This window comes from Anabaena sp. FACHB-83, assembly GCF_014697485.1.
In the GTDB taxonomy this organism is placed as follows: Bacteria; Cyanobacteriota; Cyanobacteriia; order Cyanobacteriales; family Nostocaceae; genus Nostoc_B.
Genome location: NZ_JACJRY010000011.1, coordinates 74,696 through 99,419, shown reverse-complemented (window position 1 = coordinate 99,419; position 24,724 = coordinate 74,696). Strand labels below are relative to the sequence as shown.

General features: G+C 39.6%; 19 protein-coding genes. 11 read left to right on the top strand and 8 right to left on the bottom strand.

What is annotated here, in order from left to right:
- Positions 1-139: 139 nt before the first annotated feature.
- The 3 genes from hetF to H6G79_RS15410 all read left to right on the top strand — a co-directional run bounded on the left by hetF (position 140) and on the right by H6G79_RS15410 (position 5,660).
- Positions 140-2,623: a cell division protein HetF gene (gene hetF, locus H6G79_RS15420; protein WP_190590092.1), complete on the top strand. Its 2,484-nt coding sequence runs from the start codon at positions 140-142 to the stop codon at positions 2,621-2,623.
- A 163-nt stretch (positions 2,624-2,786) separates the two neighbouring features.
- A complete protein-coding gene (gene psb34 / locus H6G79_RS15415) occupies positions 2,787-2,966 on the top strand; it encodes a photosystem II assembly protein Psb34 (RefSeq protein ID WP_190590093.1) in 180 nt (59 codons plus the stop codon).
- 480 nt (positions 2,967-3,446) lie between these two features.
- A complete protein-coding gene (locus H6G79_RS15410; protein ID WP_190590094.1) occupies positions 3,447-5,660 on the top strand; it encodes a tetratricopeptide repeat protein in 2,214 nt (737 codons plus the stop codon).
- 294 nt (positions 5,661-5,954) lie between these two features.
- On the opposite strand, the gene metX is transcribed toward H6G79_RS15410, so the two are convergent.
- Both metX and H6G79_RS15400 read right to left on the bottom strand, forming a co-directional pair.
- Entirely contained in the window at positions 5,955-7,097 is a 1,143-nt protein-coding gene (gene metX, locus H6G79_RS15405; protein WP_242048387.1) for a homoserine O-acetyltransferase, read from the bottom strand.
- Between the two features lie 401 nt (positions 7,098-7,498).
- Positions 7,499-8,803, bottom strand: a complete 1,305-nt coding sequence (locus H6G79_RS15400) for an O-acetylhomoserine aminocarboxypropyltransferase/cysteine synthase family protein (protein ID WP_190590095.1) — start codon at positions 8,801-8,803, stop codon at positions 7,499-7,501.
- Positions 8,804-9,027: 224 nt separating this feature from the next.
- Between H6G79_RS15400 and H6G79_RS15395 the strand changes: the two genes are divergently transcribed.
- The gene (locus H6G79_RS15395; RefSeq protein WP_313933919.1) at positions 9,028-9,606 is read left to right on the top strand and encodes a hypothetical protein; all 579 of its coding nucleotides are present in this window, start codon (positions 9,028-9,030) and stop codon (positions 9,604-9,606) included.
- A 55-nt stretch (positions 9,607-9,661) separates the two neighbouring features.
- Here the strand turns inward: H6G79_RS15395 and H6G79_RS15390 are convergent, their stop codons facing one another.
- The 3 genes from H6G79_RS15390 to H6G79_RS15380 all read right to left on the bottom strand — a co-directional run bounded on the left by H6G79_RS15390 (position 9,662) and on the right by H6G79_RS15380 (position 14,052).
- Complete coding sequence (locus tag H6G79_RS15390; protein ID WP_190590097.1) at positions 9,662-11,536, bottom strand: DUF3137 domain-containing protein; 1,875 nt, start codon at positions 11,534-11,536, stop codon at positions 9,662-9,664.
- A 32-nt stretch (positions 11,537-11,568) separates the two neighbouring features.
- Positions 11,569-12,138, bottom strand: a complete 570-nt coding sequence (locus H6G79_RS15385; protein WP_190590098.1) for a LemA family protein — start codon at positions 12,136-12,138, stop codon at positions 11,569-11,571.
- A gap of 366 nt (positions 12,139-12,504) precedes the next feature.
- Positions 12,505-14,052, bottom strand: coding sequence for a bifunctional metallophosphatase/5'-nucleotidase (locus H6G79_RS15380; protein ID WP_313933918.1), 1,548 nt, complete (start codon positions 14,050-14,052; stop codon positions 12,505-12,507).
- 267 nt (positions 14,053-14,319) lie between these two features.
- On the opposite strand from H6G79_RS15380, the gene H6G79_RS15375 reads away from it, so the two are divergent.
- Together H6G79_RS15375 and H6G79_RS15370 are read left to right on the top strand one after the other, a co-directional pair.
- Positions 14,320-14,952 (top strand): DUF4129 domain-containing protein, encoded by a 633-nt coding sequence (locus tag H6G79_RS15375; RefSeq protein ID WP_190590099.1) that lies wholly within the window; start codon positions 14,320-14,322, stop codon positions 14,950-14,952.
- Between the two features lie 3 nt (positions 14,953-14,955).
- Entirely contained in the window at positions 14,956-16,044 is a 1,089-nt protein-coding gene (locus H6G79_RS15370; RefSeq protein ID WP_190590100.1) for a DUF4350 domain-containing protein, read from the top strand.
- Between the two features lie 15 nt (positions 16,045-16,059).
- Here the strand turns inward: H6G79_RS15370 and cydB are convergent, their stop codons facing one another.
- Both cydB and H6G79_RS15360 read right to left on the bottom strand, forming a co-directional pair.
- A complete protein-coding gene (gene cydB / locus H6G79_RS15365) occupies positions 16,060-17,073 on the bottom strand; it encodes a cytochrome d ubiquinol oxidase subunit II (protein WP_190590101.1) in 1,014 nt (337 codons plus the stop codon).
- A gap of 92 nt (positions 17,074-17,165) precedes the next feature.
- Positions 17,166-18,611: a cytochrome ubiquinol oxidase subunit I gene (locus H6G79_RS15360; protein ID WP_190590102.1), complete on the bottom strand. Its 1,446-nt coding sequence runs from the start codon at positions 18,609-18,611 to the stop codon at positions 17,166-17,168.
- A gap of 299 nt (positions 18,612-18,910) precedes the next feature.
- On the opposite strand from H6G79_RS15360, the gene H6G79_RS15355 reads away from it, so the two are divergent.
- Entirely contained in the window at positions 18,911-20,227 is a 1,317-nt protein-coding gene (locus tag H6G79_RS15355) for an AAA family ATPase (RefSeq protein ID WP_190590103.1), read from the top strand.
- Between the two features lie 41 nt (positions 20,228-20,268).
- The gene (locus tag H6G79_RS15350) at positions 20,269-20,940 is read left to right on the top strand and encodes a hypothetical protein (protein ID WP_199333969.1); all 672 of its coding nucleotides are present in this window, start codon (positions 20,269-20,271) and stop codon (positions 20,938-20,940) included.
- Between the two features lie 452 nt (positions 20,941-21,392).
- Here the strand turns inward: H6G79_RS15350 and ald are convergent, their stop codons facing one another.
- Positions 21,393-22,484, bottom strand: a complete 1,092-nt coding sequence (gene ald / locus H6G79_RS15345; RefSeq protein ID WP_190590105.1) for an alanine dehydrogenase — start codon at positions 22,482-22,484, stop codon at positions 21,393-21,395.
- 306 nt (positions 22,485-22,790) lie between these two features.
- Between ald and H6G79_RS15340 the strand changes: the two genes are divergently transcribed.
- From H6G79_RS15340 to H6G79_RS15330, 3 genes are all read left to right on the top strand, one after another.
- Positions 22,791-22,961 carry a hypothetical protein gene (locus H6G79_RS15340; RefSeq protein ID WP_190590106.1) on the top strand — a complete coding sequence of 57 codons (171 nt, stop codon included), beginning with the start codon at positions 22,791-22,793 and terminating at the stop codon, positions 22,959-22,961.
- Positions 22,962-23,243: 282 nt separating this feature from the next.
- Positions 23,244-23,537 (top strand): hypothetical protein, encoded by a 294-nt coding sequence (locus H6G79_RS15335; RefSeq protein WP_190590220.1) that lies wholly within the window; start codon positions 23,244-23,246, stop codon positions 23,535-23,537.
- 95 nt (positions 23,538-23,632) lie between these two features.
- The gene (locus tag H6G79_RS15330; RefSeq protein ID WP_242048385.1) at positions 23,633-24,670 is read left to right on the top strand and encodes a WD40 repeat domain-containing protein; all 1,038 of its coding nucleotides are present in this window, start codon (positions 23,633-23,635) and stop codon (positions 24,668-24,670) included.
- Positions 24,671-24,724 lie beyond the last annotated feature (54 nt).

Sequence of the window (24,724 nt, the reverse complement as noted above, 5' to 3'; positions counted from 1 at the left end):
ATGAGCATTGTTTGAGCATGAGGATTTAGTGTAGGCCTATACTAAAATTTAATGTTCAAAAACAAAAATCCAGGTTCGAGCATCTATTGAGTATGAATGAGGGTTTGACAGCAAAAAACATTGAGATTGCGTTACTTGTATGGAATTTCACATTTCCGTAACTCCAGTAGGGCAGAATGACTACTTGGTGCGAACGGAACAAGTCGCGCCTGGGGTGCCATTGGCAGAAGAACTGGTGACATGGCCTGTAGCTGATTGGTTAGCAGCCGCAGGACACCTGATGAATGACCCATTAAAGTCGGTGTTACAGGGTGATGCGATCGCCAGAAACTCTGTAAACTTGGTGGCATTGGGTCAGCAATTTTATAATGCCCTATTTCATGGCACTCTCAGAGATAGCTGGATTACTGCTCAAGGCATTGCTCAAAACCATCAACAAGTACTGCGCTTGCGGTTAGGTCTCAAGGACAATAGATTAGCACGTTTACCTTGGGAAGTCATGCACGCAGGCGATCGACCTTTGGCGACTGGGCCTTATGTGGCGTTTTCGCGCTACCAAAGCGGCATTCTCAACACTGGTCGTCTGCCATCCAGGAATTTACCACAATTACCCGAAGATGGGATAGTGCGCGTTTTAATGGTGCTGGCATCTCCCACAGACCAAATGCGCCTGGGTTTGTTGAAACAAGAAGCACTGAGACTACAAGCCGAATTACACCGTCATCCGGCTCGCAATGTTGACAGTAGCACTCCCATACCAGAAATTGAACTGACTATTTTAGATCAACCAGGCAGAGAAGAATTAACCCAAGCCCTCGAACAAGGTAGATACCAAGTTCTCCATTATTCTGGTCATAGTAACTTAGGCCCCAACGGTGGCGAAATTTATCTCGTTAGTAGCAGAACAGGTTTAACTGAAACCCTCACAGGCGATGACCTAGCCGGGTTACTCGTCAATAATAATATTCAAATGGCTGTGTTTAACTCTTGTTGGGGAGCATACACAGCTACAACTGACGCAACAGAAGACACTGGTGAACAAAACCTCACCGAAAGTTTAGTCCGACGCGGAATTAAATGCGTTTTAGCAATGTCAGAACGCATCCCTGATGAAGTTGCCCTCACCCTCACCCAGCTTTTATATCGCAACCTGAGTCAAGGCTATCCGGTGGATTTATGTGTAAGTCGAGTGCGTCAGGGATTAATCTCGGCCTATGGTTCCCACCAAACTTATTGGGCTTTACCAATTTTGTATCTCCAACCCGAATTTGATGGTTTTCTGGGGACAGAACTTCCAACTTTTACCAGTACAGAATCACTGACGGACAATAGCCGCAGTATCAAAGCAACTTCGACCACAGCTTATTCTGTGATGACTGATGAAGCACAGATATCTTTACCCATTGATGACATGATGCCAGATTTGGGTAATGGGGCTGGGGATTTAGATTGGTTGGGTGAAGAGACTTGGGGCGATTTAGTTGATGAAATTGAATATGATGATCCTAGTTATGCAGAAGATTCGGCGATTGTTTCTGATTTATTTCGCCAGCTAGATCAGCATTCAGCTAACAACAATGGTACATCACCACTCAAAGGTGATACACCAAACCACAACGAACATATTTTTCCGGCTAAACCAATTAATAGTGAAGTTACGCCCATTAATCAAGCAGGATTATGGGGAAACACCAACACTACACCCCAGGAAACTGCACCCAGTCAGGAACAAGAATGGCGTAACCCGCATTTGGCATCGTTACCCACATCACCACCAAAACCTCGCCGTGTAGATGCGCGGATGATTTGGGGTATTGTGGGGGTAGGTGCGATCGCTACTTTGATTGGTTTTGGTTGGTGGTGGCAAACTCGACGCGCACCAATGTTTGCCGATATCCCTAAAATTCCCGTTCAGCAATCTTTATCGAACGAAATTAATTCTAAAATCAACCTGCAAACCAGTCCCACAGGGGTGATTGCAACTAGCGCCACCGAAAAATTAAGCCAAGGAGACTTGTCGGCGGGATTGGTAGCTGTGGAAGAATTATTAAATCGTAGCGCACTGCAATCTGCCCAAACTGCCTTAAATATTGTGCCGAAAAAGCAAGAGAATGATGCTGCACTCAACTTTTTTAAAGGCAGACTAGCTTGGCAGCTAATTCAAACCGGAGATAGAAAATATACCATTGATGATGCCCGCCGTTTTTGGGCAACGGCTGTCAAAGCTGAACCAAACTCAGTTTTATATAACAATGCTGTGGGATTTGCTTATTATGCAGAAGGAAATGTTACCAGAGCTAATGATGCTTGGTTCAAGGCGCTGAATTTAGCTTTAAATCAGCCACAATCTGCCTATAGTGCGTCACTTTCTGTACAGAAAAATCAAGTTCCCCAAGATGCTTTGACTGCCTACGCAGGTTTAGCATTGGGTTTGTATAAATCAGCACGCTCTCAACCCGCATCAAAGCACGACCAATACATGAAAGAAGCGATTAAGCTTCGTCAATTGGTGATTTCCCAAGACCCGGTAAACTTTCAGGTAAATAAATTAAGTAATAATTGGCTGTGGACAGAAGCTGCCATTGCCGATTGGCGATCGCTCCTAGAACAAAAAATTGAGTGATGGGCTGGGGGCTAGGGAACTGCATCACATTTGCTTGACAATTGAGCCAATAAGTGTTATGCGCTAGACAGAAAATGTAACAAATTGTTTTTGAAAGTGAGAGCAGAACAGATAAGTATTTGTAACATTAAATAATAATGTTCAGAACTTAAGGAATTACTTCATGCCCTACACGAATGAAGAAGGTGGTCGTCTTAACAATTTTGCCCAAGAGCCAAAGGTTTATCGAGCAGAACCTCCAACAGCAGAGCAGAAGCGTAACTACATTATCCTCGGTGTTGCCGCGACAGTTTTAGTCGGCGGCTTAATTGTTGTTGCCTTCTCGGTTTCTAATCTCAGTTAATTAAAGCGGTAGTCAGAGATATTAGGACAACTTAAAAGCTGGAATGCCAGGAAAAATAAGACTTTTCCTCCTGCCTTCTGCCTCCTGTAATAACATTGTTTTTGGAAAAAAATTAATTTTTGTTGGTGTTGCAGGTTTTCATCGTTAGGGGAACCTGTTTTTTCTTTGTCATGTCAACAGTCCCAAGTCAGAATATAGCGTTTTTCATTCCCATGAGGTACATCAATCTAGCCTCTAGCCCCTATCAACTGGTACGGCACTCAACCGAAAAACGCTGTATTGCTGAGTCAAGGCATGAAATTTTAAGTTTTTGCTTGACAATTGCCGTCATAGTTAAATAACGTTCAGTTAAGAAGAATCGCAACTAGGTAAGCCACTTGCGTGGTCATCTAGGGCTGTGGGAAGATTACCCCGGACTAGATCAATCTAATTGCACCTTTGATCCGGTGATGTACATTGTTTTTTGGCTGTTGAGCCACCATGAGCGTGAATGATTCAGCACACCACGATAATTTTGCTTGGAATCGGCAAGTATATCACCGTTTGAAACTTGCCCTGAGTTTGGGCTTAAGAAGACAACTGTTTTTAGCCGTCTGCGACGATTTACAACTGCGAAATCAAGTAGCAGCGAGATTACACTCCACTTTGGCTTATCCAGTGGGGCAAGTTTTATATCAACCCCAAGATGGACAGGAAACTAGCAGCACTCCGGCTTATCCGCGATTAGTAACTTTGCGGTTAAATTTAAATGAGCCTAATCCTGTAGCCCAGATAAATCAATGGCTGGCTAATTATCCGCCGCCCATTGTTGGCGCATCTCCAGATCACCCTGGCAGGCCTTTGCCAATACCGACATTTCAAATTGTCGGCGTAGAACAGTTAACTAAGCAACCCGTAGCCGTTCAACGGTTGTTTTTACATTATCTGCGCCTTTGTGACGAAGCTTTTTCTAGCCAAGAATCTAGCGGGTTTCTCGAATCGACGGTGTTGTTGTGGGTATCGCGTCCTTGGTTGTCAGCTATTCAGCAGTCAGCACCCCAGTTTTGGCGTTGGCGGACGGGAATATTTACCTTTGCGGGAGAACCTTCACCTGCAAAGCGCAATGTTAATTATCCCGAACGTGTATCTAATTCCAAGAATTTGGATTTTGGGAATTTAGAAGGGACTAGTGTCAACGAATCAACAATTGATACTCCACCCAAAGCCCCACCGCCCCCAGAACCCAAATTTGGCAAAAATGGTCATGGTACAGTTCCTACAGACACACCAGCAAAGCAGGTTAGTAGGGTTCTAGATATTCCGCCACCACCGCCGGGATTTATTAAGCATGAGTCACAATCGGCTGTTCAAGTTAGTGAAATTACTACTCCCTCACTGTCTTCCATATCACATATTAGTCAGGAGTTAACAGAATTAGTCTTAGCCACGATTAATGCCAAGGGTAATCAAGAAGAAGAGGATAATTGGCAGCCACAACAAATTTTATTAGCCATTGAAGAATTACACATCAAGCAAGCTGCAAAAGAAGATTTGGCAGCAGCTTATCATCAATTGGGTAACTTATATCGCCTGCGGATTGAACAAGGCAATTCCACCCTAGAAAACTTGATGGTGGCGATTTTAGCTTATCAAGAAGCGATCGCCTATGATGATCAATCACCACAATTACCCGATATTCTCAATGATTTAGGTACATTGTATTGGATGTTGTACCGCACACCACCCAATCTTGAGGCGGGACAAAATTACATTGAACAGGGAATTGAGTTTTATCAGTTGGCGTTGAAGATGATTTCACCGCAGACTCACCCAGAAACTTATGCACGGGTGCAGAATAATTTGGGAACAGCTTACGGTGATTTAGCAAGATTTTCTCACCCTGCGGAAAACTGGCAACAGGCGGTTTTAGCTTATACAGAAGCCTTGGCTTACCGCACTGTGGAAATGGATATGTTGAAATATGCGGCTTGCCAAAATAATTTAGGTACAGCTTACTGGCATTTAGGGCAATATAATCAACCAGTAGTGCATCTGAAAAAAGCGATCGCAGCTTATAACCAAGCACTCGCTCATTATAATGCCGAACAAGAACCACTCAAATACGGCATGATTCAAAATAATATCGGCACTGCCTTTTGGAATTTAGCCCAATACGAACAACCCGCAGACAATCTTCAGCAAGCTATTGATGTTTACTGCGAAGCTTTAAAATATCGCACCGCCGCCAATGTTCCCACTGCTTGCGCCGCCACCCAAAATAATTTAGCCACAGCTTATTGGCATCTGGCAAACTTACCGCAAACCACAAAAGAACGCAAGCAAAAGTTACTCAAATTATCAATTATTGCTTACGAAGAAGCCATTGCATTAGCGCATTCTTTAAATGGGATACCATTGAGCTTTGATTTGTTTGCTGCTCATAATAACTTAGGATTAGCCCATTATCAGTTAGTTACAGATAGTTATTTTAATGGGGATAAACCGACGCGATCGCACCATTTAGAAATAGCATTAGATCACCATTTGCAAGCCTTAAACGGATTAAGCAAACAACCAGAAGCTTATCAAACCACCTTTGCTTATGTAGTCAAAACAATCCGCGCCTTCCATAACGAATTAGGCATTCAAGGGCAGAATTTGGCTTTATCAAAAGTTCCTGGTCAATTATTACCAGAAATTCTGGCAAAGTTATAAATTTAAGATTTATAGCGAAGGCAGAAGGCAGGAGGAAAAGTCTTACTATTCTGGGCATTCAAGCTTTGAAATAATTGCTATAGCAATCCTACCCCAATTGTGAGAAAATACGTAGACAAAAATCCTTGTTTTATAAGCATTTGAGGCTTATTGAACTCTCATGTATCATTTAGGATTGCTATATCAGTCTTGTATGTATAGACAAAATTACAGCAATTTTTAAGTAAATGAGGTATACCATGAATATTAAGTAATGAGTCATAAGTATTGATTAATAAGTAAATTTCTGACTCATTACTCATTACTTTTTTCAGTTAGTTGCTGTACCTCATAAACATCAAATCTGCTATGTGATGTGCCGATTAGCTTATCAGATAAGGTTTTTAAACTTAAAGATTGCCGAAAGTTAATCAATAGCTCATTTAAAGCTGCTGTATCAATTAAAAAAGCATCGTGACCATAACCAGATTGTAACCAACCTAGTTGAGCATGAGGGATGAAATCTGCGAGTTCTTGTTGCTCTATCGGCGGATAAAGAATGTCAGAATTAATAGCCACAACTAAAGCAGGTTGTTTAATGCTTTGCAAAACAGATTTATAGTCTCGACCTTGAGCAATATCATGACTATCCATTGCTTGGGTGAGAGTGATGTAAGTGTTAGCATCAAATCTCTGCACTAGTTTTTGTCCATGATGTTGTAGATAACTAGCGATCGCAAATTGATCAGCCACACCATCATATTGTCGTCCAAAACGTTCTGTAAAGCTTTGCCAAGAACGATAAGCACTCATCGCTATCATCCTTGCTACTGCTAGTCCTTGGCTGGGTGGTTGTTCTTTTGTGTAGTTACCCCCTTGCCAATTAGGATCAGCATAGATAGCTTGTCTTTGGGCTTCACTCAAGCCAATACACCAAGCTGAATGTCTACCGGAAGTGGCAATAGGGGCGATCGCTTGTACAATGTCTGGATATAATAACGCCCACTCTAGTACCTGCATCCCACCCAGTGAGCCACCAATGACTAGCTGTAAAGATTTAATTCCCAGATGTTGAATAAATGCAGCTTGTAAGCGCACCATATCCCGAATCGTAATTGCTGGAAATGATGCACCGTAAGGGATTCCAGTTTGGGGATTGATGCTCGTTGCTCCTGTTGTACCGTAGCAACTGCCCAAAATATTGCTACATATAATAAAATCGCGATCGCTATCTAGTGCTTTATTTGCACCCAACAAACCTTCCCACCATTCGTCAGCATCAGCCGAACCAGTTAAAGCATGACAAATCAGTACTCCATTATCACCTGCTGAGTTTAACTTTCCCCAAGTCCGATAAGCAACCTGAACCCCAGTTAAAACCCCGCCTCCTTCTAACTCAAACGGCTTTGGTAAATGATAATACTCAGTTTGTGGTGAAATGAAGTCCTGATAATTCATCTAATACTAACTAGGTGGGGAGTTGTTACAGAGGGGTTGTTGACCAATGACCAAACAAGGCAAAAGTAAAAAGTTAAAAGGCAAAAGAAAGAAAAAGAATAAGGGTCACAAGCTCCTCTATACTCGAAGTTCAGGTCGCTGGTTTCCTGCGCTGTGACTTCGCGCTAAATTCATTTATGGAACGAAATAGGAACATTTATTTCGAGACGCATAGAGCGAGAAATAATACTTCCTTATTAAATCCCCTAAATTTATTTATGGGGATTATTTTTTTACTTTTAGGACTTACGCAAAAACTCTCTCTAACTCTTATAACTTCGTGTCCTTTGCGTCCTTTGCGGTTCGTTTCTTCATACTTTTGCGTAAGTCCTGACTTTTTACTTTTTACTTCTTAATATTGACTATTGACCAATCTTTTGAAACGCTTGCTCAAAATCTTCTTTAATATCGTCAATGTGTTCAATTCCCACAGAGACACGCACTAAATCAGGTGTCACACCGGCGGAAACTTGTTCTGTAGCACTTAACTGTTGATGAGTGGTGGAAGCAGGATGTATGACAAGGGTTTTAGCATCACCCACGTTGGCTAAGTGACTTGCCAATTTAACATGATTAATAAAGGTTTTACCTGCTTCTAGTCCCCCTTTGATGCCAAAATTTAATACGCCACCAAATCCGTGTCTCAGATATTTTTTGGCTCGCTCATGATAGGGGTGATGGGGAAGTCCGGGATAATTTACCCATGCTACTTGGGGTTGTTGTTCTAGCCACTGGGCTAATTCTAAGGCGTTGGAGACATGGCGATCTACACGCAAAGAAAGTGTTTCTAATCCTTGCAATAATAAAAATGCGTTAAATGGACTCAATGAGGGGCCGAAATCTCTTAAGCCTTCTACTCTGGCGCGAATAATAAAGGCAATGTTACCAAAGGGACTACCTACGCCAAATACCTCTTGAAAATTTAGCCCATGATAGCCAGGTGATGGTTCAGTAAATATGGGAAATCTGCCATTACCCCAGTCAAATTTCCCAGAATCGACAATTACGCCACCGATAGAAGTGCCGTGACCACCAATCCATTTAGTAGCAGATTCAACTACAATATCTGCACCATGTTCAATTGGTCGAGCCAAATAGCCGCCAGCCCCAAAGGTATTATCAACAATCAGAGGAATACCATGTTCATGGGCAATATGGGCTAATGCGGCAAAGTCGGGAATATTGAATTGGGGATTGCCAATGGTTTCCACATACAATGCTTTTGTGCGATCGTCGATCGCCTGACGAAAATTCTCTACATCATCGCCCTCGACAAATTTGACATTGATTCCCAAACGTGGTAAGGAAACTTTAAATTGGTTATAGGTTCCCCCATATAAAAAACTGGTAGAAACAATATTATCTCCGGCTTGAGCGATCGTGCTGATAGCCAAGAACTGCGCCGCTTGACCGCTAGAAGTAGCTAATGCTGCTACACCCCCTTCTAAAGCTGCAATGCGCTTTTCAAACACATCTGTAGTCGGATTCATAATCCGCGTGTAAATGTTGCCAAACTCTTGCAGCGCAAACAACCGCGCCCCATGATCGGCATCATTAAAGACGTAAGAAGTTGTTTGATAAATCGGTACAGCACGAGCATTACTTCCTACTGCTGGTTCTTGTCCCGCGTGGACTTGCAAAGTTTCAAAGCGATATTTTTCAGACATAGAAAATTACAGACAGGCAATATATTTTAGTAAACCACTATAAAACTATCGGCTTTTAGTATTTTAGCATCCAAATTAAAAATCAAAAATTGTTAGACTGTTAACTTTCCGCAGTCAACAAACCAAATGGATGATTGGCTATAACAGAGTCAATCATCCCTGCACTAATCATCTCGATGAAATTTCCTCGATTTTTCAAGATTTGTGTTTCAATTTTTTTAGCTGTGGTTTGTCTAACTCTGTGGGTTAAATTGCAAGCGCCAGATAATCGACGCGCTCAGGTTTGCCGTAATGCTAAACCTCTGGTTGAAGTCAAAGTTAATGATTATGATGAGCTAGGCATTTATTGGCATAGTGGCACATTTACTAGAAAAGTTTCTCTTGATGGTAAAAGAGAAATTAAAGTCATCATTTTTCCTAAAGGGCTTTCTCCAAAAACATGGACAAAAATAGATTCATCATCGATTCAATATCTAGGTAAAGGCGGTGATGATAGTTGGCAAGATTGGTTACGTCCTGACTACTTTTATTTACTTGAAGTTCCGGCACAAACAACGGCTTTAGCTTTTGGAAGACTGTGTTATCGCAATGGAGATGCTGAAGTTGAGTCAATAAATAAGCTGACTCGCATTTCTCTCGGAAAGATAGTTATTAATGATAAAATTTATCTTTCTCATTTATATCCATTCCCCAAAATTACGGCATCGACTGTGATTGTCAATACAGGTAGTAATCAGCTTGATACTCTTGGTACTCAAACAGAGGTATATTTCACAAGAAAAAATATTCCTCTTGCGAATTAGGCTATCTGTTCAGATGGGGGTTTAGGAATGACAGGATTTTATTGGTGAATTAATCTTAATTTTTACCCCAAATATGTCGGTTGAGATTCAAGTCTTCCACAATATCCAACATGAGATTTATAGTTTCAAAATATTCTCGCATGGGGGCAAAGCTTAACATTTTTTTGAAAAGTTTAGGTTCAAAAATATCATCGGCATATTCAATAGCTATGTAAATCATATTTTGAACAAATGATACGTAAATATTCTTTTTCGCTCTTTTTCTAAATTGAACTAACTTAGTCATTAAATTTGTAGACAAAATATATCTGGCTTCTACTTGGTCATCTCCATAGACTGTGAAAAATTTACTAAACTCAAGGTCTTCTAGTTTAATTTGTTGTTCGTTTCTATTATTTAAGGCGTTAAGATTGGTATTTGCGAAGTTTGGTAAAACTATAGTCTTGCCGCTAATATTTTTATTAAAGTTGGCTTGAAAAAACAATCCTTTAAATACTGTTCGTCGAGAAACTTCGTTTCGCAAAATTTCTTCTTCAAAATGTTGATAATTGATTTGTTGCCCTCTTAATATCCTCAGTATTATATAAGGGACACTTTTAATTAACTTTGTGACTAATAATATCGAGTATAGCGGTAGTAGAAATCCAAAAACCATTCTGATGACCACAGGAGGTATCATCATTGAACTTAACATTTTTAAATGTTGGGAAAAAGTGAGATATTTAATCCAACGATGTTTTAATTCTACTTCTGTACAAATTTCCGAAAAGAAGATAGGCGTTTCATTAACTGTGCCGAAAATACATTCTTGTTGCTGAATATGATTTGGTTTTAGTAAGGTCTGAAAAATCTGGCTATGAATGAAAGCAGACAGAGTATATTGATTGTCATCTTCTGAGGCGTAACTAGCATAACTCAAAGTTTTATTAGTATTAATAAAATCAAAAATCTTTTGAATGATTTTTGTTTTAAATCCATGAGTATAAGTTTCTATTGCAGAAGTATAAAAAGCAATCCATCCCCATAAACAAGCCAAGAATCCAAATAAAAATAAAAAGATGATGAAGTATGGTAGGGGAATTTTTTGAACAAGGCAAAAAATAATATATTCTAGAGGAAAGAATTTAACTAATAAACAAAATATGATAAAAATAACAGTACTAACCAAGGAAACTGAGATGATTGTTTGTTTCCTAACCGATTCAAATTCTTTTAAATCTTCTAATAAATTATTTTGACAAAAGATTTTAAATTCAGATAAACTTCTCATTGTCATTTTGACAGGAGCAGTTTTTTCTGCTGGCTGTACGGTTTGAGACTGTAACTGAGAAGTGGATGGTAATAAAGTCGGAAGAAATTGTCTAGCCCAGATTTGGGTTACTTCTTGATCAAGATTAGTGAGTTGTTGGCAAAGTGCGATCGCATCTTCTAATTGTCCATTTCCCTGATAAGCTTTAACTAGCCACATCTGCCCTTGATAATAATCTTTGAATCCTGCATCAGTTCCTTGACAGAACGCCTCTAAAGCCTGAACAGCTTCAGCATAGTGGCGAAATCTGAGTGCTTTACTTCCTGTGGCGAGTAATTTGGCGGCTTGTTCGGCTGTGAGGAGTGTTTGATTTGGAACTATGGGAGTTGTTACTGAAGATTCCGTAGGTAAAGATTGAAGAATTTGCTGCGCCCAAGTCTGAATTTTTGGATGATTACTTTCTGCTAACTTTTGACAGCACAACCGTGCTGCTTGGTGTTGTCCAGTAAAGTGATATGCTTTCACCAATGCTGCTTGTGCCTGAAAAAATTCCTGACATTCAATCTCAGGAGTTGTTTCGCAGATTTGACAAAAGCTTTCCAAGAAACTGACTGCTTCTGCATAACGCTTGTGCTTCAAGGCTTCCAATCCTGACTGGAACAATTTTAAATCAGTTGACATGGAATTTTAGTTATTAAAAATTGCGTAAAATATCAGCTAAATAGATTTCTGACATTTACACTTTGTTTATCTTGAGATGAAATTTGGAATTGCATTTTTAACTGATAATTCATCCAAGACGCAAACAAATTTGTAGGAAACATTTCAACTGTATTGTTATATTCCGTGACAGCACTGTTATAAAATCTCCGAGCGGCGGAAATTTGTTCCTCGATTTCAGTTAGTGAATACTGTAACCGGATAAAATGCTCGTTGGTTTTGAGTTCGGGATATGCTTCGACTGTAACGATCAGATGATCTAGATTTCTCGATATTTGGTCTTCTATTCTAACTCTCGTATTATCACTTACACGTTCTGAGATTAATTTGGTTCTGAGTCTGACAATTTCTGTTAAAGTCTTCTGCTCAAATTGCATATATTTTTCTGCAATTGCTACAAGATTAGGTATTAAATCCCATCTTTTTTGCAACAATACATCAATTGTAGAAAACGCATAATCAACCTGATTTTTACTTTTAATTAGCTTGTTATAGAGGTTGGCGAATATAAAAGCAGCTATCAGCCAGAAAATAAATATTACTATAGCTGGTGAAATAGACATATTGGTAACGTCAATATCTAAACAGTATTTAACTCAACTTGTTTAGATTTTAATCTTTATTAATGTCTATAAAGAACAGTATGTTTGGGTAATTACTTTATTAAATTCTGGCTGGGTTCAGTATAAATAATGAAATCATCTCAGGAGAAGGAATAAATTAAACCTAACTTAAAATTAACAAGTGTGGATACTTCGACTGCGCTCAACCCTCTTTTAGTAAGGCTACTGAGCATTGAGCGACTTACCTTAAGCGTAGTCGTTCGCGTTAGCGTCTCCGCAGGAGAAAGGAGTCGAAATACGTTTTATAAATAATTTTGTCCACATTCACAGGCTAATTACGTACTTCTTCCGATTTGCCATGATTAATCAACGAGTCAGAGCATTTGCTTGTTTTTTTAATTGGTCAATGACGACAAAACGAATATCCCGTTTTTCTGAAATTAGCTTAATGTCTGGATTCTGAAGATTTAAAAAATCTAATCCTCGTTCTTTGCCGCTAATTAAGAAATCACTAATAGCAACTTTATAAAATTTTTCTGTATCAAGAGGCTGACCATTGATTAACCACTGCTCTGGTTTTTCTTTTTTAGTAACTTGTGCTGTTTGGAGATAACCACCAGTACCTTTATTTTCTTGACCTTTTTTGAGGACTCTTTCTAATAATTCGCCCTTCATTTCTACAGCCACGACTTTACCACCAAAAGGCAAAATGCGAATGACATCATATTGCGTAATTGATCCTGGCAGAATGACATCATCAACGCGAATTGAGCCGCCATTAAAGATAGCTAAATCTGCGTTGGGAACTTCTTGCAACATTGCTTCAGCAATTAACTTGGTGAGTTCTGTAGACTTGTTGCGAACACTTGATTCTAAACCATCTAAAGGAAATGAGATTTTAGCTACTTCTTGATTAGGTTCAAAACCATTGGCGCGAAATGCTGTAAAACCCTTGTCTAGCCATTGTTTAACCACCTGTGCTGTTTTTGGTTCGTCTGGAATTTTATCGGTAATTGGCATTAAACGAGAGTTAATTTGTAGGTTGCGCTTTGTGGTGTCGTAGCGTAGTTGATGAATGTAAATTGTACGTGCATTGGCATCAGCTTTAAAAATTGGTGTAAAGTCTCGTCCGCGCCATTGTTGAATATTTTCATGTTCGTGACCGCCGAGGATGAGGTCAATTTCTGGTATTGTTTCTGCAAGTATGCGATCGCTCTCTATTGACAAATGAGTTACAGCTACTAAAATATCCACTTTTCCCTTCAGTTCTGCTACCTGCTGTTTGGCGACTGTTAAGGGATCTGTGTAACTGACGTAATTTGCTTTATTACTATCGAGAGTGAGACCAATTAACCCGACTCTGACAACAGCACCGCGATCGCCTTTCACATTAAATACTATCGACCTGGGGACATTTTTGAAAGGTTGACCTTTACTATCTGAGACATTCCCAGAAAACCAGCGAAACCGTGATTCTTGCAATCGTTGATAAAATGAATTTTCTGGTATGTCAAATTCATGATTCCCAAAGGTTGCATAGTCCAAACCCAAAGCGTTGAGTACCGCTACCATCTGCTGTCCAGCTAAAGGTGTACCGTTAATTTTGGCAGTTCCCAAAGCCGAAGGACTTAAAAAATCTCCAGCCAAAATTGTATAGGTGCGTGGGTTTGCTTGGCGCAGTTGTTTTCTGACAGTAGCGACACGCGCCAAACCACCACGAGTCCCTCCCTCTACTGGCGTAATTTCGTAGACATCGTTGAGTTGCAATAAGTTAATATTGACAACTTCAGCAAATACCGGAGTTGTAAAAGTAAATGTGGCTAATATTTGTAAAACTATACTGCACCCTGGCGATAGAAGTTTCATATTTTGTAATTGGCGAATTTTCTCTAAATAATTGATGATTTTTGTCACGCCACTACGTATATTGCAAAAATCAAATATACATCTGAATATTTAATATTTACTTAATATATCGTAAGATTCAGAACCCCGGCTTCTTTAAGAAGTCGGGGTTCTTTTTCGCAAATAATCAAAAATCTGACAATTGATATCATATCCGGCAAATTAGTTATGATTAATCAGTTAACTTGAGATTTAGGATTTCTTGTATTTGGTGCGCTGCTTGTATTAATTGGCTGGATAATGCTACAAAAGAGCAAAAAAGGTTACTAGTTATTTATGGCTAATGATGGCTTTGAAAAAACTAGCTGGAGTTGGCAGTTATCTCAACTTCAGCAACAAATTGGAGAATCGATAGAATATCAATTTGACCGCTTTCAAAATTCTTTACCAAACTTATCACCAGACTGGAAAATTAGTCCTTGGTTAAGTCATTTGCTAGTCTTGTTATTTTGGCTGATACTTGCGATATTTTTGGCTTTCGTACTTTGGCGTTTATGGCAAGAATTTAGCCCTTATCTATATGCTTGGTTATCTGTGGGTAAGAATAATGCAAATGCTGGGGATAAAAATGGCGATCATGATTTATCTGTAGCATTATGGCTGGAGCGATCGCAATCACTTTACCGCCAAGGTAATTATCGTGAAGCTTGTCGTTGTCTGTACTTGGCAATCTTACAACACTTGCATGATACTAAACTCATTCCCCATAAATTTAGTCGCACTGATGGCGAATATTTACAGGTTTTACGCTCAACTATCACCCCAGTTCAACCTTACGAAACTCTCATTACTACCCACGAACAATTATGTTTTGGCAATGGTGAGATATTGCCAGAAAATTATCAACAATGCCAGCAAGCTTATCAAGAAATTATTAATCAACAAAACAACTCCGCACCCAGCACTTAAGTTATGAAAAAATCAAATCGTGTTGCTTGGCTAGGAGCGATCGCACTTGCTGTCATTATTATACTCAGCTTCTTTGCTGCTCCTAATACAAAAATTTACAGTGGCTCGACTTATAGTCGATCTCCCGATGGCTATGGTGCTTGGTATGCTTATATGCAGCAACAAGGTATTACTATCCAGCGTTGGCAAAAGCCTTTAGAAGATTTTCAACCAGAAAAAACGCCAGTTACCCTACTGCGAGTTATGAGTTCTCTGAGGGAAGAGAATTTGTTATTTGATGAACAGGAATGGTTAGCGAAAGGGAATAATTTAGTAATATTAGGTGTCAAAGCACCTGTAACGCAAGCTAACTTTAATTCTCTGCAAAATTCGGCTTTTGGTGATGTCAAAATTGCCACAAAAAGGCGTAATATCAAAGTAGAAAAAACCAGCATATCTTTAGGCGATCGCTTTGGTGCTGTTGTTTGGGAAGAAAAATCTGATAAAGGCAAAGTAATTTTCTCAGCTACTCCTTATTTAGCTGCCAATGCCTATCAAGATGATGTAAGTAACTTTCAATATCTCGCCAGTTTAGTTAATCAAAAAAATAACAAGTTATTTGTAGACGAATATATTCACGGTTACAAAGATACTGATGTTAAAGAAAGTGAAGGTGAAGGCAGTTTATGGAGATATTTTGCTAAAACACCTCTGTTTCCTGCATTGGTTCAAGTAGGAGTTTTACTATTAGTTTTAATCTGGGCAAAAAATCAACGCTTTGGTAAACCAGTAGCCTTAGAAACTCCAGTTATAGATAATAGCCAAGCATATATCCAAGCACTAGCAGGAGTGTTAGAAAAAGCCGAATCTAGCGATTTTGTTGTAGAAATGGTGGGTAAAGAAGAACAAATACAACTACAAAAATCTTTAGGATTAGGCACAACACTTTTAGAACGCCAAGCATTATTACAAGTTTGGCAAGAAAAAACAGGTCAAAGTTCCGCCGAACTTGATGCAGTATTAAAATTATCTATGCAAAAACAGCGCATCAGTGAGCGAGAACTTTTAAGCTGGTTGGCAAAATGGCGCAACCTGAAGGAAGTGAAAAAATAAAAGAATAAATCCTATCTATTCCTCATAACCACCACCAGTCACCTTACCCCGGAACACAATATATTGATAAAGGTTGTAAAACAACATCACCGGGATAAGAAAGCCGATAAAAATAATCATGATTACCAACGAACTGGGGTCAGCAGATGCTTCGTAAATCGTGATTTTTGTCGGGATAATGTAGGGAAAAACAATTAATCCCAATCCAATAAAAGACAACACAAATAACAGAATCGTCCAGACAAAAGGTGCGCGTTCTTCTTTGCGGTTGAGACTTTGTAAAAGTTGCCAAATTAGCCAAACTCCCACAACGGGAATTAGGGTAAATATATAAACTAAAGGCTGTTGAAATAAGCGATATCTGGCACTTTCATAAATTATCGGTGTACTAATTGTAATTGCGATCGCACCAACTAATGTTGTCAAAGCGGCTATTTTCGCAGTTTGATAATGGGTTTCTTGTAACTCTCCTGTCGTTTTCCACACCAGATAAGTTGAACCAATCAACACATATCCTTGAATTAAAGTTAAAGCTACTAACACAGATGGCAAGCTTAACCAATCCCAAGTGCTACCAATAAAGTGTCCCGTCTCATCAACATTAATCCCTTTGAGGACAGCACCAAGGGCAAAACCTTGACCAAGTGCAGCGATAAAACTTCCCGCACCAAAAGCAAAATTCCAAAATAATTTGCGTCTGGATAACTCCCGAAATTCAAACGCCACACCCCGAAAAATAAAGCCAAATACCATCACCAAAATTGGGATATATAAAGCATTTAAAATTGTGCCGTAAGCCAAAGGAAACGCCCCAAACAATCCCCCTCCCATCAACACTAGCCAAGTTTCATTGGCATCCCAAATATTGCTTAAGCTAGTCATCAAAATTCCTCGACGTTCTTCATTAGAAGAAGTCAGAGATAAAATTCCTACTCCCAAATCAAAGCCATCTAGCATCACGTACAAGAATAAAAATAGAGCTAAAATGACAAACCAAACTTGCGGTAAAAAATACTTCAGTGTTTCCATAAAATCTCTGATTTAAACTTAGTAACCTTGACTTAAGATCCCCGACTTCTTTAAGAAGTCGGGGATCTTAATTATTTAACCTACTCCCCTATTTATTGTTGTGCTTCTACAGGACGTTCATCTGGGACAAACTCACCTGGAGTTGTATCTACAGCAGGTTTGGTAATTTCTGTACCGGGAATTGGTAAATTAAGATTCGGGCCGCGGCGAATGATGCGACTACCAAAGTACATCGCGGCGATGAATAATAAACTGTAAACTACTGCAAAAGCTGTGAGTGAAGTTAAAACATTACTTGCAGGTAAACGCGAGGCTGAATCAACTGTGCGAATTTGTCCGTAAAGTGTCCAAGGCTGTCTTCCCACGCAGCGCACAATCCAGCCTGACTCCACAGCAATGTATCCTAAAGGTGCAGCAAATACCCAAGCCAACATCAGCCAACGTTGCTGAGTAATATTTTTGGCTGCAAGTTTACCACGTAACCACTGCACTGTAGTTAACAGCATTAATCCCGCAAAGAAAAAGCCAATGGCAATCATCACCCGAAAAGCGTAGTAAATCAAACCTACTAGGTGGGGACGATCCTCTGGTTTCCACTCCTTCAAACCACGCAAAGGTTCAGAAAGATTCTGCTTAAATTCCAGAATGTAACCCAAGGCGTTGGGAATAGTAATTTCCCAATCATTTTTCTGCGCTGTTTCATTCGGTATTGCGAGTAAACTCCAGTCAGCAGGTTGTCCGGCGGGTGTGCTTTCCCACTGTGCTTCCATTGCGGCGAGTTTTGTTGGTTGATAATGATAAACTTGTTCGCCACTTAAGTGACCAATATATATTTGTAATGGGGCAACTGCGATCGCAGCTGCTAAAACTATCTTTAAAGACTTGGCAAAAAACTCTGGATGGCGTTTTTGCAAAATGTACCAAGCACTAATTCCGCCAATGACAAACAGCGAAGTCTCCAGGGTGGCAAAAAACATGTGCAGTACACTGTTAGCCATAAAAGGATTGAACATCGCCTGAAAATAATCATGGACAACAAACTTGCCATTCACCATCTCTCCACCGGCTGGTGTTTGCATCCAAGAATTTGCCGTCAAAATCCACAAAGTTGACAAGTTCGCACCCACAGCCACCAAAATTGTCGAGAGATAGTGAACCGCAGGATTGACGCGCTCCCAACCAAATAACATAATTCCTAAAAAAGCTGCCTCTAGCATAAATGCCCAAGAAGCTTCAAAACCAATCACACTGCCAAAAAAATTCCCCACAGCTTCCGAAAACGGAGCCCAGTTAGTCCCAAACTGAAATTCCATTGGAATACCCGTGGCTACCCCAATACCAAAGTTGAGGACATAAAACTTCGACCAAAACCGCGCATGAAGGTAATAATCAGGATTACGAGTTTTCAGCCATAGTCCCTCAACGATGACAAGATAAATCCCCATTCCTGTTGTCAGAACAGGCCAAAGTATATGAAAAATCGCTGTCAGCGCAAACTGCATCCGTGATAGCACCACTGAATCGGATAAAAATTCCACGAATTTTCTCCACTAGCAAACCACAGTCTTTAGGATAAACGTTTGACTCTTGGTCAAAATATGTCAAAAGGTTACATCTAGATTAATTTTTTCCTAAATTGCCTAAGTGACAAGTTTTTTGATGCTCGTCTGCAATAAATATGTAGAATTGAAAAAAGTCGTGTCTATTTATCAGGACTTACGCACAAGCTACGGAAAATCAAACCACTCCAGACACGGAGTTTAGAGAGGAATGAGAGTTTGAGAGGTTTTTGCATAAGTCCTATTTAGAAAACTACTAAACTCTTATTACATCTAATATGAATCAACCACTACTAAAGTTTATTGTCACTAAAAACTATAAAAATTTGTCCTTAGAAGATGCGATTAATCTAGAAAATTTAAACATATTTATAGGGTCAAATGGTTCAGGTAAAAGTAATTATATTAGTTGTTTAAAATTCTTAAAAGATAGCTTAACTGCAATTCCTGATGAAAATCGTGGTGTCAGTAGTTTTGAAGATGCGATCGCACAACTTGGTGGCAATAGAATCCTAGATTTTAGCGTTGAGAGTCCTGCTATAGTAAGATTTGCATATTGTTTTTATCAAATTTCAGAAAAAACAAAAAATTCTATTACGGATCGAATAATTCTTGATTTATTTCTTTTTATCAGTAAAGATAAACATAATAGAGTGAGTATTTTTCAAGAATTATTGTATACAAAAATATATCTTCATGAAAATGAATTACCTTTATCTGCTCCTTTTTATTATTATACTTTTCATGGGCAAGAGATAGGTGCAGGAGATGTATCATTACATAATGAAGATATTCATGAAAAAACATTAAACAATCAATTTGTAAAAATAAAAAACATTCCTACTAATACATTAGGTCTATCTATAATACCAAGATTACTTGAGTCTAGTTTGGTAATTACACCAGTTTCTAGAATTAGAAGAGACTTAATAAATTTTATTTCGGAGTGGCAATTTTATAACGCCAACAATATGGATATAAATCTCATCAGAATGTCAGAACCAAAACTGGGAGGGAGTGATTATTTTTTATCAACATCTGGAGACAACTTACCTTTAGTAATAGATAACTTATTTCAAGAAGATATCGATTTTGAAGAAAGTCTTAACCTAGCTTTGAAATCAATTTTACCTAAAAGCCGTCGTCTGCGTCCTATACGTTCTGGAAGATTATCTCTAACTTTAGAATGGTATTTTGAAGATGTTAAAGAACCTTTTTATTTAAATGAATTATCAGATGGAACTGTCAGAATGTTATGTTGGGCAACTATTTTACATTCCCCAGTTCTACCCTCATTGCTAGTAATTGATGAACCAGAACTAGGACTGCATGTATCATGGATGCCGGTGTTAGCGGAGTGGATTAAAAAAGCTGCGACAAAAACTCAAATAATTATCACCACACATAGTCCTGACCTTTTAGACCATTTTACAGATTGTTTAGACAATGTTTTCTGTTTCTCTTCGGAAGATAAAACCCATTTCTTTATCAAAACACTCTCAAAAGAAATGCTGAACGAAAAATTAGAAGAGGGATGGCAATTAGGTGATTTGTATCGTGTCGGCGACCCCAGTGTTGGAGGATGGCCGTGGTAGTATGGGTTTTCGCTGGTGGTGGGGAAGCTGAGGTTAGAGGGTTGATTCCTTTTTTAGAAAGAACTTTTCCCGGTTGTAAATTTGAAAGAAAAACGCCAGTATCTCAAAAGCCTGGCCCTAAACCTAACAAAGTCAATAGTTATGGCAGAACTGGTAAAAGTCTGATTGAGCAAATTAAGCGAGAGTTACCTACTGCTTTAAACTACACACCAAATGAGTGTGATTTGATATTAGTTTTTGATGATTTAGATTGTCGCAATCCGAATCAGCAAAAAGAAAATATTTTAGCAGCAATATCAACAATCCCAGACTGTAACAGTATAAATCAGTTTGTTGGGTTTGCTGCTCCTGAATTGGAAGCTTGGATTATTGCAGATTGGAATAATTCAGTAGCAAAACATCCCGATTTTAAAGGTAGACATGAGCGTATGCGTTGGTGGCTGAGTAAAGAAAGAAATATTCCTTTTGATAACCCAGAATCATTTAGTGAGTACGACCCTAAAAGAGATTGCTGTCAAGAAAAGTTATCACAAGCACTAGTTGACTCAAGTGTTCTTGATGAGTTTGATAGTAGTTCAACACGCTTTTCTAAAGGATTACATACACCTCTTTTATTAAGCTATATCAATCCAGATGAAGTTCAAAGAAAATGCCCTTTATTTCGTGAACTCTATAATTACTTAAATAATTTTTGTACCTATGTATCAAGTTGAAGTTGCAACTTATTTGGTAGATTGCACCATATAATCCCTCCTCATCAATAAGGCTACCGTGTACACACAAATTCCCCCCTTAGAAAGGGGGGAAATAAGCAAATCTAGTTCCCTCCCCTTGGAAAGGGGAGGGTTAGGGTCTTTCAAGGGTAGGTTTTTTAGAATCTCGAAAATAGTTGATAATTTTCTCAACTGTTTAACGTAGTTTGGTCGTTTCAGGATTTAAGCATTGGCTGAAATAGACAAAAAATGACCAACTACAAAACCCCTACCCTTGAAAGAGGGTTAGGGTGGGGTAATTCAAGAGCTAGTAGTAATTTCATAACTTGTGTGTACACCGTAGCATCAATAAGGAGGGATTAGGGTAATTTTTTGGAAGAACCAAGCCTAAAATTATCACTGTGTTGTCAGTTGCAATTTTGGCAAAACGGCTAATACACAGTTATTTGAGACTAACTCACCAAATCAGGAAAGACTTCTTGTACAGCAGGATGGACAAGGCGATGATTCTGCACATTTACACCTTTGGCTAAGGATGGATTCACATCTAGGGCTTTGATGCCTAGATTTGCTAACTGCACAACGAATGGTAATGTGCTGTTATTGAGGGCTTGAGCAGATGTCCAAGGTACTGCACCTGGCATATTGGGAACGCCATAATGGACTACGCCTTCTTCAATGTAGACGGGGTTGGTATGGGAGGTGGCGTGTAAGGTTTCCACACAACCGCCTTGGTCAACTGCAACATCTACAATTACTGACCCAGGCTGCATTTGTTTAACTAATTCGCGGGGTACTAAAATTGGCGCTCTGCGTCCCAAGACTAAAACAGCACCGATTAATAAGTCAGCTTCTTTAACGGCAGCTTCTATATGGGCAGAGTTGCTATAAAGTAATTCCACTCTCGAACCAAACAAGGTTTCTAAATAAGATAAACGTTCTACATTTACATCTAAAATCTGCACAATAGCACCCATCCCCACAGAAATTTTCGCTGCTTCTGTGCCGACTACACCGCCACCTAAAATCACAACTTTACCGGGTCTAACACCGGGTACACCACCTAAAAGTACTCCTCTACCGCCTTGCTGACGTTCCAGAAATCTCGCGCCAAACTGCACTGATAGCCGCCCAGCAATGACACTCATGGGTGTGAGTAGGGGTAGTCTGTTGGGGCCTGGCTGTTCGACAGTTTCGTAGGCGATCGCACAAGTGCCACAATCAATTAGATGTTCGGTTAATTTGCGATCGGCTGCCAAATGCAAATATGTAAACAATATTTGCCCTTTTTGCAAAAATTTATATTCGCTCGATAATGGTTCTTTGACTTTAACGACTAATTCCCGATTCCATGCGGCTTCATCTGTCGAAACAATCTCTGCCCCCGCATTCATGTAATCTGCATCTGTAAAACCAGCACCATGACCTGCTTGTGTTTGGACAAAGATACTATGACCATTTTCCCTTAGTACTCTGACACTAGAAGGACTTAACCCGACTCGAAACTCTTGATCCTTCGTTTCTTTGGGAACGCCAATTTCCATATAACGCCTCTGATGAATTTTTGGTTTAATTTAGCCTGCCAGTCTCAGACTGACAGTTCCGTATTAGATATAGCTATCTACAACCTTAGTTTTCCCTTTCACGGTAACAAAGCTGAAAACTCTTACCCTTGACTATTGACACAGTTGACTACAATATATAAAGAATAATTACAAAATGTTAACAGAGCCTCTGCACAGCTACATTTAAGAAGCTGCTCCTAGGTTCATCTGGCTCCAACCTGACCAAAGTCCAGATTCAAGGCTATTACTTTTAAGTCCCGTTTGCCGAAAAGAGGTTTATTGAACATGACACAACCACAACCCACCGTTACCCCCAAATTAGAAGAACCCAAATTTGGCTTTAGTGAATATGCTGAACGCCTCAATGGTCGTGCGGCAATGATTGGCTTTGGCTTGATGGTGATTATTGAATATGTCACCAATCAAGGTGTGCTATCTTGGCTCGGTCTCAAGTAGTACGATTCAAAAGCAAAAGCTTTCTAGATGTAAGCTAGTAAGTAGAACAGGTTTAACCAGCTGGCATAGTCGGCTGGTTAAAACTTTATCAAGAGAACTATCTTGGATAATTTGCTGTCTATATCTTTGTAGGCTTGCAAATCAGCAAGAAGACAAGTTGTTACAATCCCTCACCTACTGATCCAAATTATAATATTTAGATGTCTTTTTTATAAAAGGCAACTGGCGGTGAGGTATTCTCGGTAAACTGACACAAAGGTGATTTGGATAAACCAAGCTGTGATGAATGCTGCATTACCTCGTTTTTTGAAATCAGCCTACAGAAAAGAGCCAATTATCAGTATCTTGATAACAATGGGCGTAGTAGATGCTGTGATTGGTGGATTTGATGATAGTTGGTCATTGTTAGCCCTTGGGTTGGGAACAGCAGGTATTAGTCTCGCCTTTAAGTTGTGGCGAATGCAGCAGCATCGCCCCATCCCAGAGGAACCTGTGGTACAACATTACTTACCTTCCCGTTCATCGAGTCCCACGCTACCGATATTAACTGTTGCGAAGAAAAAACCACCCCGTTGATAGTGTTGAGTCACAAATGTGAAGTAAATTGACTTAACTATTCAAACAGTGAGGAAAAATTTGTGAGGAGTGAGGGAAAAAAGGGGAACAGCCTTTTGCTGCGCCCATATATTTTCTTGGCTTTTATAGCAGCCTTGACTCTGCCGCTAACTATTTGGCAAAGTTTAGATATTTATACTGCTTATGCTGCGATCGCTCAAATACCAGATTCCCCATCTCAACCTAATTTTGCCAATTTCCGCTTAATTTATAGCTTGGTGGGACACACTGGAACGGTGAAATCTCTGGCTTTTAGTCCCGATGGCAAAATTCTCGCCAGTGGCGGTGCTGAAAATGAAGGTGCAATTCGTCTGTGGAATCCTTTAACTGGCAAAAAGTTGGCGAATAGCAAAGCACACAAAACCTCTGTAGAATCCTTGGTGATTGCGCCAGATGGGCAAACCCTAGTTAGTTGTAGTACAGATAACACAATTAATATTTGGAATCTTAAAAATAATAAATTTCGTCGTTCCTTTGTCGGACACACCAGTAACGTCTTATCTTTAGCGGTATCTCCTGATAGTAAAGTGCTAGTTAGTGGTGCTTTAGACGGAATTCGGGTATGGGATTTATTACAGCAACGCCCATTGACAACTTTAATCAAGGTTAGTGACTCAATTTATACAGTAGCAATTAGCCCTGATGGTCAAACAGTTGCCAGTGGTGATAATAAAGGTGAAATCAAGCTTTGGGACTTGCCTAGTGGTAAATTAATTCGGTCATTTTCGGCACATTCCCAAGCCGTGAATGCTGTAGCTTTTTCCCCCGATGGTACAACCTTAATTAGTGCCAGCCGCGATCGCACCATTAAACTTTGGAATCTGCAATCAAAAAGCCTTTCCCGTATCCTCAAAGGACATAATAACTGGGTAAATGCGATCGCAGTTAACCCCAACGGCCAAACTTTAGCCAGCGCCGGCAGAGATGGCATTAAACTGTGGGATTTAACTACAGGCGAGTTATTAAGTACACTTTATGGACATAGTGATTGGGTAAATGCGATCGCTTTTAGTCCAGATGGCAGATTGTTAGCTAGTGGCGGTTTTGACGGCAGAGTCAACATTTGGGGAAACATACAACCAAAACGTAAGTAAAGTGACGTGTCGTTTATTTTTTCAGACCCTCCAAACTTCTCCCCGCAACAGAGC

Excerpts from the sequence above, each read along its gene's own strand:
- hetF (WP_190590092.1), top strand. The coding sequence starts at position 140 with ATGGAATTTCACATTTCCGTAACTCCAGTAGGGCAGAATGACTACTTG.
- psb34 (WP_190590093.1), top strand. The coding sequence starts at position 2,787 with ATGCCCTACACGAATGAAGAAGGTGGTCGTCTTAACAATTTTGCCCAA.
- H6G79_RS15410 (WP_190590094.1), top strand. The coding sequence starts at position 3,447 with ATGAGCGTGAATGATTCAGCACACCACGATAATTTTGCTTGGAATCGG.
- metX (WP_242048387.1), bottom strand. The coding sequence starts at position 7,097 with ATGAATTATCAGGACTTCATTTCACCACAAACTGAGTATTATCATTTA.
- H6G79_RS15400 (WP_190590095.1), bottom strand. The coding sequence starts at position 8,803 with ATGTCTGAAAAATATCGCTTTGAAACTTTGCAAGTCCACGCGGGACAA.
- H6G79_RS15390 (WP_190590097.1), bottom strand. The coding sequence starts at position 11,536 with ATGTCAACTGATTTAAAATTGTTCCAGTCAGGATTGGAAGCCTTGAAG.
- H6G79_RS15385 (WP_190590098.1), bottom strand. The coding sequence starts at position 12,138 with ATGTCTATTTCACCAGCTATAGTAATATTTATTTTCTGGCTGATAGCT.
- H6G79_RS15375 (WP_190590099.1), top strand. The coding sequence starts at position 14,320 with ATGGCTAATGATGGCTTTGAAAAAACTAGCTGGAGTTGGCAGTTATCT.
- H6G79_RS15370 (WP_190590100.1), top strand. The coding sequence starts at position 14,956 with ATGAAAAAATCAAATCGTGTTGCTTGGCTAGGAGCGATCGCACTTGCT.
- cydB (WP_190590101.1), bottom strand. The coding sequence starts at position 17,073 with ATGGAAACACTGAAGTATTTTTTACCGCAAGTTTGGTTTGTCATTTTA.
- H6G79_RS15355 (WP_190590103.1), top strand. The coding sequence starts at position 18,911 with ATGAATCAACCACTACTAAAGTTTATTGTCACTAAAAACTATAAAAAT.
- ald (WP_190590105.1), bottom strand. The coding sequence starts at position 22,484 with ATGGAAATTGGCGTTCCCAAAGAAACGAAGGATCAAGAGTTTCGAGTC.
- H6G79_RS15340 (WP_190590106.1), top strand. The coding sequence starts at position 22,791 with ATGACACAACCACAACCCACCGTTACCCCCAAATTAGAAGAACCCAAA.
- H6G79_RS15335 (WP_190590220.1), top strand. The coding sequence starts at position 23,244 with ATGAATGCTGCATTACCTCGTTTTTTGAAATCAGCCTACAGAAAAGAG.